The organism is Ruegeria sp. HKCCA5929 (assembly GCF_013034525.1).
Classification (GTDB): domain Bacteria; phylum Pseudomonadota; class Alphaproteobacteria; order Rhodobacterales; family Rhodobacteraceae; genus Ruegeria.
Map to the genome: position 1 here is coordinate 69088 of NZ_WQGE01000012.1, position 10827 is coordinate 79914.

At 57.3% G+C, this 10827-nt stretch carries 9 protein-coding genes; 7 read left to right on the forward strand and 2 right to left on the reverse strand.

The window, feature by feature from the left end; genetic code table 11:
- The first annotated feature begins 14 nt into the window (after positions 1 to 14).
- The 6 genes from rfbF to GOV90_RS20280 all read left to right on the forward strand — a co-directional run bounded on the left by rfbF (position 15) and on the right by GOV90_RS20280 (position 6531).
- The gene (gene rfbF / locus GOV90_RS20255) at positions 15 to 788 is read left to right on the forward strand and encodes a glucose-1-phosphate cytidylyltransferase (protein ID WP_171172892.1); all 774 of its coding nucleotides are present in this window, start codon (positions 15 to 17) and stop codon (positions 786 to 788) included.
- On the forward strand, positions 770 to 1864 hold the full coding sequence (rfbG, locus tag GOV90_RS20260; protein ID WP_171136187.1) for a CDP-glucose 4,6-dehydratase: 1095 nt from the start codon (positions 770 to 772) through the stop codon (positions 1862 to 1864). The genes rfbF and rfbG overlap by 19 nt, the downstream gene beginning before the upstream one ends.
- Positions 1861 to 3102 (forward strand): class I SAM-dependent methyltransferase, encoded by a 1242-nt coding sequence (locus GOV90_RS20265; protein WP_171136189.1) that lies wholly within the window; start codon positions 1861 to 1863, stop codon positions 3100 to 3102. Before rfbG ends, GOV90_RS20265 begins: the two co-directional genes overlap by 4 nt.
- Entirely contained in the window at positions 3102 to 3980 is an 879-nt protein-coding gene (locus GOV90_RS20270; protein WP_171136191.1) for an NAD(P)-dependent oxidoreductase, read from the forward strand. Before GOV90_RS20265 ends, GOV90_RS20270 begins: the two co-directional genes overlap by 1 nt.
- 32 nt (positions 3981 to 4012) lie before the next feature.
- Positions 4013 to 4378, forward strand: coding sequence for a GtrA family protein (locus tag GOV90_RS20275; protein WP_171136193.1), 366 nt, complete (start codon positions 4013 to 4015; stop codon positions 4376 to 4378).
- Between the two features lie 116 nt (positions 4379 to 4494).
- Positions 4495 to 6531: a B12-binding domain-containing radical SAM protein gene (locus GOV90_RS20280; protein WP_171136195.1), complete on the forward strand. Its 2037-nt coding sequence runs from the start codon at positions 4495 to 4497 to the stop codon at positions 6529 to 6531.
- A 24-nt stretch (positions 6532 to 6555) separates the two neighbouring features.
- On the opposite strand, the gene GOV90_RS20285 is transcribed toward GOV90_RS20280, so the two are convergent.
- Together GOV90_RS20285 and GOV90_RS20290 are read right to left on the reverse strand one after the other, a co-directional pair.
- Positions 6556 to 8604 (reverse strand): glycosyltransferase family 39 protein, encoded by a 2049-nt coding sequence (locus tag GOV90_RS20285; RefSeq protein ID WP_171136197.1) that lies wholly within the window; start codon positions 8602 to 8604, stop codon positions 6556 to 6558.
- Positions 8601 to 9584, reverse strand: a complete 984-nt coding sequence (locus tag GOV90_RS20290) for a glycosyltransferase family 2 protein (protein ID WP_171136199.1) — start codon at positions 9582 to 9584, stop codon at positions 8601 to 8603. The genes GOV90_RS20285 and GOV90_RS20290 overlap by 4 nt, the downstream gene beginning before the upstream one ends.
- Before the next feature lie 240 nt (positions 9585 to 9824).
- On the opposite strand from GOV90_RS20290, the gene GOV90_RS20295 reads away from it, so the two are divergent.
- Positions 9825 to 10827, forward strand: a 1003-nt coding sequence (locus tag GOV90_RS20295) for a PepSY domain-containing protein (protein ID WP_171172893.1), incomplete at its 3' end; no start/stop codon positions are given.

A 10827-nucleotide genomic window follows, 5' to 3' on the forward strand; every position in this document is an offset into this window, starting at 1 on the left:
AAGGGAGCTATTTTATGAAATGCGTTATTCTCGCCGGAGGCCTCGGGACCAGATTAAGCGAAGAAACGGTCAAAATACCCAAGCCGATGGTCGAGATCGGTGGTTGTCCAATCATCTGGCATATCATGAAAATCTACGCCGCCCACGGCATCACGGACTTCGTTGTGTGCCTGGGTTACAAGGGATATGTCATCAAAGAGTATTTTGCGAATTTCTTTCTGCATAGCTCGGACGTCACAATCGATCTGGCCAGCGGCAGTCTTGAGGTCGCGAATACAAAATCCGAACCGTGGCGTGTCACCCTGGTCGATACGGGCACCAACACCCAAACGGCCGGGCGGCTCAGAAGGGTTCTCCCCCTGCTCAAAGACGACGAGGCATTCTGCCTGACATATGGCGATGGTCTTGGGAATGTCGACATCCGGGCCGGCATCGATTTTCATCGCAGCCATGGCAAGCTTGCAACCGTCACCGCGGTTCCTCCACCCCGCCGGTTCGGCCAGTTGGAAATGCAGGACAATCAGGTTCGGAATTTCTCGGAAAAGCCTGTCGGAGATGGTGGGTTGGTCAACGGCGGGTTTTTCGTTCTCTCTCCAGGCGTGTCCGAATATCTCAACGGTGATGATACAGCTTGGGAACGCGCACCCCTGATGAACCTGACACGCGATGGCGAGTTGATGGCCTTCGAACACAAAGGCTTCTGGCAACCCATGGATACCATTCGCGAACGTCAAGAGCTTGAGGAACATTGGGCGACAGGCGACGCACCTTGGAAAATCTGGAAATGACGGCCAGCGCATTTGCAGGCCGGCGGGTTTTTTTAACCGGGCATACAGGTTTCAAGGGGGCCTGGCTGGCAGCGTGGCTGGCCAAAAGCGGTGCCGAAGTGACCGGCTATGCACATACGCCCGAAACTGATCCAAATCTCTGGGCTTTGCTGGGACAAAGCAAGATACGATCGGTCATTGGTGATCTGAATGACCGCCCCGCATTGGACCGAGCCATAACCGAAGCTGACCCGGAATTTGTCTTTCATCTGGCCGCGCAATCGCTGGTGCGGCGGTCCTATCGCACACCGGTCGAGACATTTGCGACCAACGTGCTGGGCACGGTTCAGCTTTTGGACGCCTTGCGGGCCGCGCCCAACCTGTGCGCGGTGGTGGTTGCCACCTCGGACAAGGCCTATGAGAATGTCGAACAGGTCTGGGGCTATCGCGAAACCGATCCGATGGGCGGGCATGATCCGTATTCCGCATCGAAAGGCGCGACCGAGATTGCCGTCGCGGCGATGCGGCGCAGCTATTACTCGCCAGACGCAGCAGATCCACACCCGGCCCGGGTCGCTAGTGCGCGGGCCGGTAATGTCATCGGTGGTGGGGACTGGGCCGAAGATCGACTGGTTCCCGATATCGTGCGCGGCTGCCTGAGCGATGCAGGGCGCGTTGTGTTGCGCCACCCCGGCGCGATCCGTCCCTGGCAACATGTTCTGGAACCCCTCAGGGGGTATATGATGCTGGCGCAACGGCTTGAACACAGCGAAGCGTTTGCCCAGGGCTGGAACTTTGGCCCCGAACGCGACGACGAACGCCCGGTTCTGGACGTGGCACAGGCTATCATCAAGGCGCTTGGGCAGGGCCGGATCGAGCTCGATACCCCGGCAGATACTCCACACGAGGCCAAGATGCTCCGACTGGACGTATCGCAGGCGCGTGCAATGCTTGGCTGGCGCCCGGTTCTGAGCTTCGAGGACACCGTGAGACTGACGGCGGACTGGTACGCAGGCTGGGCTCGGGGCGTACCGCCCGCCGAGCTGTGTCGCACGCAGATTACCGAGTTTGAAACCATAAGTCAGGGGCAGACATGACCGGCGCACCCCATCCCACCTGCCGTCAGTGCGGCGCGAAGCTTGAGATGACTCTTGTCGATCTGGGGCTGTCTCCTCTGGCCAACTCCTACGTTGATCCCGCGCAGGCGGACACCCCGGACCCGGTCTATCCGCTGCATGCGCGTGTTTGCACCGAATGCTGGTTGGTTCAGGTGGATGACGTGGTTCCGGCGGAAGAGATTTTTTCCACTGACTACGCCTATTTCTCCAGCTTTTCCGACAGTTGGCTGGCCCATTGTCGGAATTATGTGGAACAAATGACCAGGCGGTTCAATCTCGGGTCAGACGATCTGGTGATCGAGATTGCCTCGAATGACGGGTACCTGCTGCAGTATTTCGTGGAACAGGGTATTCCGGTGTTGGGGATTGAGCCATCGGGCAATGTCGCAGCCGCCGCGGAAAAGAGAGGCGTGCGCACGCTGGTCGATTACTTCGGCGAGGCGCTGGCCCAGAAGGTTGTTGCGGCTGAGAAACCCCCGGCCTTGATCGCCTCTGCCAATGTTCTGGCGCATGTGCCCGACATCAACGATTTCGTCGCCGGGATCGCCACTTTGTTGAAAGGGGATGCGGTCTATACGGTCGAATTTCCGCACCTTCTGAACCTGATCAAAAGCGTCCAGTTCGACACGATCTATCACGAACACTATTCCTATCTGTCACTGCTGGCGGTCGAGGCAATCTTTGCCAAGGCGGGCCTGCGTGTGTTTGACGTTGAAGAGCTGCCGACCCATGGCGGATCGCTGCGGGTGTTCGCCTGTCTTGAAGGGGCCAGCCACCTCGAAGGGCTTGGTGTGGCCAAGGTGCGCGCGGATGAAGCCGCGGCGCAGTTCGACAAGCCTGAGGGCTATATGAATTTCACCACGCAGGTCGAAGCGCTGCGCGACGGGCTGCTTGCTTTTCTGCGCGAAGCAAATGCCAGGGGGGACACCATTGCCGCCTATGGTGCCGCCGCCAAGGGCAACACACTGTTGAATTATGCCGGGATCGGCCCCGATCTGATCACTTACTGCGTTGATCGCAACCCGGCCAAGCAGAACACGCTGCTGCCCGGCAGCCATATCCCCGTACACGGGGTCGAGGCGCTGCGCGAGACGCCGCCGAATTACGTGCTGATCCTGCCCTGGAACATCCGGGACGAGGTCACGGATCAACTGTCCGACCTGAAGGCGCAGGGCACCCGGTTCGTAACCGCCGTGCCAGAGGTCAGGATCAGCTGATGGCACGGGTTCTGCTGACCGGCGCAACCGGATTGATCGGACGCGCGACAGCCCTGGCTCTGACACAGGCGGGCCACGAGGTGGTGACGCTGGGACGCAACCCGACCAGCGACATCACCTGCGATCTGCTGGATCCCGGTGCCACCACAACAGCCCTTGAAGCGGCCCGCGCCAGCCATCTGGTTCATCTGGCCTGGCATGACGGTCCACGCGACCGATGGATTTCTGCGGCCAATCTGGACTGGATGGCCGCCACGCTGCATCTGGTGCAGGAGTTCGCACGCACAGGCGGCCAACGCGCGGTCTGCGCCGGAAGCTGCGCCGAATACGACTGGTCGATACCGGACCTCACCGAAACCAGCCCCCTGCGCCCTCGCACCTTGTATGGTGCAGCCAAGGCCGGAACCGGTCTGGCACTGTGTGCAGGACAGGTTTCGCTTGGCCTGTCCCTGGCTTGGGCGCGCATCTTTTTTGTCTATGGCCCGAATGAGCCGCCGGGTCGACTGTTTGGCGATCTGATTTCAAACCTCCGGGCGGGTCAGCCGGTCGATTGTACCGATGGACGGCAGGAACGGGATTTTCTGCATGTCGACGATCTGGCGCTCGCGGTGTCACGATTGCTGGAAACCGATGTGACCGGCCCGGTCAATGTCGCCAGCGGCACCGCAATCCCGGTTCGGAAACTCATTGAAGAGGTCGCAAACCAGATGCACCGACCCGATCTGATCCGTTTAGGAGCCATCGCACGTGCCGCAGATGATCCGGCCCGGTTGGCGGCAGACGTGAGCCGATTGCAGGACATGACCGGTTTTTTGCCACAATATGACATTACTTCCGGAGTCGCCCGCTGCCTTTTGACGAAAGAGGAGGTTGTATGAAATCTTCGCCTTTTCTACGCAAGCAATCCTTCATGCTTTTTGCGCTGGTCGGTATTGTGAATACGGCCTTTGGATACGTGGTTTTTTCTATTCTGAGTCTGTCGGGACTGCCGGCACAGGCGGCTCTTGCGATCTCATTCGTCATCGGCGTGTTATGGAACTTCATGACCCACGCCCGGATTGTTTTCGACACCAAAGGGTTCAAAAAACTACCGTTTTATCTGCTGGCATACGTTATAGTTTACGTTTTCAACGCCTTTTCGCTGGAAGCCCTCCTGAGCACGGGACTGCATCCGATCGTTGCACAGGGCCTGCTGGTTCTACCCGCTGCCGTACTGGCATTCATCCTTGTTTCCCGGGCGCTGACCGACCGCTTTCCGTGGCAGCCAGAGGTCTGATATAATGCGTCAAAACCACAGACAAAAACACTTTCACCCCCGAACCGGTCCATCTGATACAGTAGGATATGGACTGTTAAATGTATTTGGTACCAGTGCTGGAAGGATAATCGTCAATGCGTCTTTATCTTGCTGATCTTGGACATAACCTTGTTACCGCGACGTCGGACACTTACCCCCTGGGTGTCGGAAATCTTGCGACCTTTGCCCAGGCCTATGCAAAAAGCCCGACACCGATCGAGGTCGCGATCTTCCGTGATCCTCAAGAGCTCAAAACAGCCATCGACACGGCCGCACCGGATGTAATCGGCTTTTCCAGCTATTCCTGGAACCACCATCTGGCCCTGTCCTTTGCCGACTATGCCAAGGCCGTGAACCCAGACAGCCTGACCCTGATGGGCGGTCCCAACTTTCCCCTGACCGAAGACGAACAGGACAGCTGGATCCGGACCATGCCGCAGATCGACATGCATGTGCGTGGCCCCACTTATGAAGGTGAGCGCGCTTTCCTGAGCACGCTGCAACGGTTCATCGATGTCGGCGGCCAACGCGAAGGCATGTGGGAAGAGGCCGTCGATGGCGCGCTTTATGTCCATCCTCAAAGCGGTGAAATCCTGCGCGGGGGCGAACCGCCCCGCATCCGCGATCTGGATGAAATCCCCTCGCCCTATCTGGCCGGACTGATGGACAAGTTCTTTGACACCGGCCTGTTTGCACTGATGCAACTGGCACGCGGCTGTCCGTTCACTTGCGCCTTCTGCAACTCGGCGGTCAAATCGAATTCGAAAGTCTTCCGCCATTCGTTTGAACGCACCAAGGCCGATCTGGATTACATCGTGGCTCGTATCAACCATGCCAGCCCGCTCTGTTTCGCGGACGACAATTTCGGCATGTATGTGCAGGATGAAGAGGTGGCCGACTACCTGGGTCATCTGATGGAACGGTACGACTGGCCCAAATACATCCGGACAACCACAGGCAAGAACCGCGGCGACCGGATCATCAAGGTGATGCGCAAGGCCAAGGGTCGCTTGCCGATGACCTCATCGGTTCAGTCTCTGAACCCGGAAGTTCTGAAGAATATCAAACGCGACAATATCAGCCTGGATACCTATGCCGAGGTACAGCAGGAGCTTCATTCAAAGGGTATGCAATCCTATGGTGAACTGATCCTGTGTATGCCCGGTGAAACCAAGGAATCCTTTATGGATGCGGTGGACAAGCTGATCGAAACCGGTGTCAGCCGGGTGGCCGCACATCAGCTGATGCTGCTGCATGGCGCGCCGCTGGCCAATCCCGACAGCCGCGAAAAATTCGGGTTCAAGACCCTGCACCGGGTCGTCGCCCGATGCCTTGGCAAATATACCGGCCCAACCGTGGTCGAGACCGAAGAAATGGTGGTCCAATCCGAGAATTTCTCATTCCAGGATTATCTGGACACCCGCGTTTTCCATCTGCTGTTGACGATCTTCTATTACGAAGACAATTTCGAAGAAGCCTTCCGGCTGGCGCGGTCTCTGGGCATCCGGCCATTTCAGATCATCGAACATATGCAAAAGATCTTGGATCAGGCTCCGGAACCGTTCCGCAATGCGGTGGCCGGTTATCTGGAAGAGAACCAGCAGGAGCTGTTTGAAACCCGCGCCGAATGCGTGGCCTGGGCTCGGGAAAACTATGACGATCTGATCGACGGAGAGCTTGGAGGCAATCTGCTCAGCAAATACTCGATGATTGGCCGGTTCATTGTGCTGGACGAAGCGCTTGTCTTCCTAAAGCGGGCCATCTCGGATCTGCTGGACGAGAACGATACCGAAGCACATGCGATGCTTGATACGATCATCAACTATTACGGTGCCGTAATGCTGCATGTGCCCTTCTCTCAGAGCCTGGAGAACGAGCCGGTCTGGAGTTCATCCTTTGATGTCGAAGCCTGGCGGAACTCGGGGTATGAGGGCGCTCTGACCGATCATCAGTTCGACGCGCCGCGCAATTTCCAGACACAGGTCGACCCACGCATAAAAACGACTCTGCTGTCCCGGATCGACACCTTTGGTGAACATGCTTCGGGGCTAGGGCGCTTTACGCGGACGATGTTTGCCAATGATTTCAGGCGCAATTTCGTGGCACCCGAAAACCAGCATGCCGCAGAATAATCCGCGTCCGGGGAATCCAGACTGTCACTCCGTGTCGGTGAGGTAAACAACCTCACGTCCGGGGAAGGCTGCGATGATGGCGGCGTTCTGCTCGGGCCCCATATCGCGCAGGAAAATCGGCTTGTCCGGCGGCAGGAAGGGATCATTGAGGTAAAGTGCAGATCCGATGTCTCCTTCTGTTGAGACAAAGACCAGCGCATTGCCAAGATCGGTCGCCTCGACCTGTCGCCGAATGTCGCCGGTATATCCGCCATACCCGTCATATTTCGAAACACCACGCCAGGATGTGAAACTGACAACAGAAACGGCACAGAGCAGCAGGACAACACAGTACAGGCGGCCGCGATGCTGTTCGGGCAGCCGGTCATGGATTGCCTCGATTCCAGCGGCGGATAAAACCAGGGCAGGCAGCAATGCCGTATGCCAATAGCGCGGGCCAAGATAGAAGGTCCCCGTAAACCAATAGAAGAACAGAACCGCCACGAGGGCCGCAAAGACCACCAGCATCGCCCGGTCAAAACCGGTTAGTTTTTTGCCCCAGACAAAAACGATCCAGATCGGAACCAAAGACCCGAAGGTCCAACCTAAAAGCTCGAGGTTGAGTGACGCAATCGCGTTGATCAGATTCAACACGGCCTCAGCCGGGCTGTGACCGACCCAGATATCCAGCGCGCCCCAGCTTTGGGCGGGCGGTCCTACATTTTCGCCAAATCCAAATGCGTTTTGCGTATCCGGCCACAGGCGACTGAGATAGTCGGCCTGCGCCGTCAAAAACGGATCACCCGTGATGGCGGAGTTGAACAGAAAAATGGCACCCCCGGACAGGATGCCTCCGACGCCGCAGGCAAGCACCTGACCGACCCCACCAGGCAACCGGCGCATCAGCCACAAGCCCGTCAAGCCGCCTACAATCAATCCGTCCAGTGGGCGGGTGACAAACCCCCACCCCAAGGCCAATCCAGCAACAAATGCCAGCAACACCGCCCGGCGGGCGGGCCCTTCTCCGGCCCGGAGCAAGCACCACCAGGCCAGCAAGATTGTCACCAGCATAAGCGCGTGGTTCATCAGTGTGGCTCCAACAGCCAACACCCAGGGCGAGGTCGCCATCAGCAACGCAACCATATCCGCGCGCTCGCGGCTGACAGCGCGACGTACAATGTCATGCGCCAGCCAGACCGCGACCCCGGTCAGGATCGGATTGATGACCCAGGGCTCTCCGATCAGCACGCCAAGGCTCAGAACAACAGCCCAACCCTGGGCGGGTACGCCAAGCCATTTGTCGCCTCTGACATCGAGCAGGTAATATTCCAGCGCCGGTTGTGCCACCTCAGGCGGGGCCGGACTCCAGAATGTACCCGCCGCGAATGTGCGCGCTTGAAACAGATAGGCAAGCTCATCCTCGACATGAGGCACCCGATCGAACGCGGCCCAGGCGAGTACAGCACTGGCCAAAGTCGCAAATAGTACCAGACCACCCACCGGAATACGCGGCATGTGGTCGGGCCCGGCTATGGTAAACATGGCAACGATCGTGACCATCTGGATCAGCGACAAAGCACCGCCAACACCGATCTGCAAGCCATAGGCCACGTGATAGCCATAGGCGACATAAGGGGTGGCCGACAGGCTGAAAATCGCGACCAGACCCATCAGAATGAACAAACGCACGAAACCTGCTTCGGATACGAGCCCCCTGACAGCGGCCCGACCGGTGGGGCGCAGCAGAACAAGCCCGGTCAGCACAGCCTGCGCTGCCAATATGGCCAGCATGATCAGGTTCTCAGGCGGGTCAGCCGAAATCTCCAGCCGTGGAAACCAAAGGGGTTGGGTCAGCCACAACCGAGCCGAACCACCTAACAGGATAGCCGCCGCCAGCAGGCCAAACAGACCTTTCCCGCTGCGCCAGAATATACCAGCCAAGCCAATCGCCGCGATGACCATAATGGCAAACCACAGACGCAGTTCGGCCAGCGTCGCGTTCGAGGTCGGAGCATCTGCGGCCAACGCGGGACCGCACCCCAATACAAAAAGGCCAATGAGCCCCCACAGAAGCTGACCTGAACGGATGCTCATGCCATATGTTCTTCTTTGACCAGCGCAGGATCCCGTGCGGGACCATCAATATTGATACGTTCCTGCTCGGTGACGATCGGTCCGCCGCGCACCTGATTGTGGATCGAGGTAATGTATTCCCCAAGCATACCGATGAACAACATCTGGATACCCGACAGGAAGAACAGCGCCACGATAATGGTCGTTGTCCCCCGCGGGGCCTGCTCGGGGTTAAGGAAATACAAAACGGTGGCAATAAGGGAAAACAGGATACAGCCAATGGCAATGACCAGACCGCTGAGCGTACAGAACCGCATGGGCGCGCGCGTGAAAGCAAAAATCGCATTCAACGCCTGATCTGTCAGAGCCATCAGATTATGCTTGGACAACCCTCGTGCCCGAGCCCGCCAGACATAAGGTACAATTACCCGGCGGAACCCACAGCTTGCTATGATGCCACGGATATACGGGTAATGGTCCCGATGCGACAACACCGCCTTGAGCACTTTACGATCGATCAACTGGAATTCTCCGACGGATGATTCCATCGTCACATCCGACAACCGGTTAACGATCGTATAAAACGCCGATCGCGCGCAGCGCATCACAAAGCCTTCTTCGCGGCTGGCACGCGCACCGGCAACTACGTCATACCCGCTTTCCCACAGCTGCACGAATTCCGGGATCATTTCAGGCGGGTCCTGCAGATCAACCGGCAGGATGACGACAATCGCATCCCCCCCGGCATAACGCAGCCCATTGAAGGCGGATCGGAACACACCGAAATTTCGGGCGTTCACTACCACTTTTACATTCTTGTCTTTGGCAGCGATCCCACGCAGGATTTCCACGGTACGATCGGTCGAAGCATTGTCGACAAAGACGTGTTCACACCTGTAACCCGGCAGCTCTTTCTCAAAAATCGCCTTAACGGTTTCGTAGCAATTCGCCACGTTGTCTTCTTCGTTGAAGCAAGGAGAGACAACAGAAATTGTTTTCATATCATCATCTAACATCTAACGGCACCACTTACCCACCCAATATGCAGACACAATCATAGCATCCCGCAATGTTTGGGATTCGCACAACATCTGCACCGCAGAAAAATCATGCAACAATGTGCATTCGCAGCCACAGAGAGGATTAAATCCGTTCCCCCCGACAACGTTACCGCACGACTATTGTTTCCCAAGCCTTTACCAAGTTTAGTATACTAGGGAACTGTAGATCGAAAAATTCAAATGAACCGTAGAACCCGCAATGCACTTTTTCAGATCCACACCTGGATGGGTCTGCATTTATCTCTTTTTTTTGCATTCATGTTTCTGACCGGCACGCTTCTGGTGGCCGGGTTCGAACTTGAATCAATTGGCCGTCCGGCCATCTGGACCACCACTGCTAAGGAAGATCGCACCGCCAGCTTCGGCATGATCTATGAGGGTGTCAAAGAAACCCACCCCCAAAGCCGGCCTTTCGTGATCGTCAAACGCTCGACCCCCTGGTTCGTGGACCAGACCTTTGGTGACACAGGCTGGGGAGAGGCGGTAACATTCTGGACAGATCCAGTCACCGGAGATGTTGTCGAAGAAACACGCAACCTAGGGTTTCGGAACATCCTGCGGGATCTGCACGATACGCTTCTGACCGAGAAACGAATCCTGTTCGTCCTGATTTCGGCCACATCGGTTCTACTGCTGGGGCAGATCATCAGCGGGCTTGTGACATATCGACGGTTCTGGAAAGGATTTTTCCGGTGGCCCAATCGCTCGAACGGATTGCGATCATGGACTGGCAGCGCTCATCGGCTGACCGCTGTCTGGTCCGCACCGGTTGTCATCCTGATCGCAGTGACCAGCTTTTATTTCATGCTGGGCGGATTGGGAATGAACGGCACAACACCAGAGTTTCCTCCCTCGTCCCCGCGCGATTCCGCTCTGCCGTCAGGCTTTGGATCACAGATGATCGACACTGCCGAAGCCCGCGCCCATGCGGCCCTGCCCGGTTTTGATCCAGTTGTGATGCTTATACCCGGCAGCAAAGCCGACAGCCTTGTCTTTATCGGGCATGTAGAAGGGATTGCAGAATTTCGTGGCATGAGTTCCGTTGTACTGGACCCTGCAACGCTCGAGGTTCTAGGGGTTCTGACGCCGGACGGTTTGGGCGGGTTGGCGAAGTGGAAAGACCTGATGAACATGCTGCATTTCGGCACGTGGGGTGGGGCGTTTTCGATGGCGCTCTGGATTG

Bases quoted from the DNA above. Each gene is read 5' to 3' on its own strand.
- rfbF (WP_171172892.1), top strand. From the start codon at position 15: ATGAAATGCGTTATTCTCGCCGGAGGCCTCGGGACCAGATTAAGCGAA.
- GOV90_RS20265 (WP_171136189.1), top strand. From the start codon at position 1,861: ATGACCGGCGCACCCCATCCCACCTGCCGTCAGTGCGGCGCGAAGCTT.
- GOV90_RS20270 (WP_171136191.1), top strand. From the start codon at position 3,102: ATGGCACGGGTTCTGCTGACCGGCGCAACCGGATTGATCGGACGCGCG.
- GOV90_RS20275 (WP_171136193.1), top strand. From the start codon at position 4,013: ATGCTTTTTGCGCTGGTCGGTATTGTGAATACGGCCTTTGGATACGTG.
- GOV90_RS20280 (WP_171136195.1), top strand. From the start codon at position 4,495: ATGCGTCTTTATCTTGCTGATCTTGGACATAACCTTGTTACCGCGACG.
- GOV90_RS20285 (WP_171136197.1), bottom strand. From the start codon at position 8,604: ATGAGCATCCGTTCAGGTCAGCTTCTGTGGGGGCTCATTGGCCTTTTT.
- GOV90_RS20290 (WP_171136199.1), bottom strand. From the start codon at position 9,584: ATGAAAACAATTTCTGTTGTCTCTCCTTGCTTCAACGAAGAAGACAAC.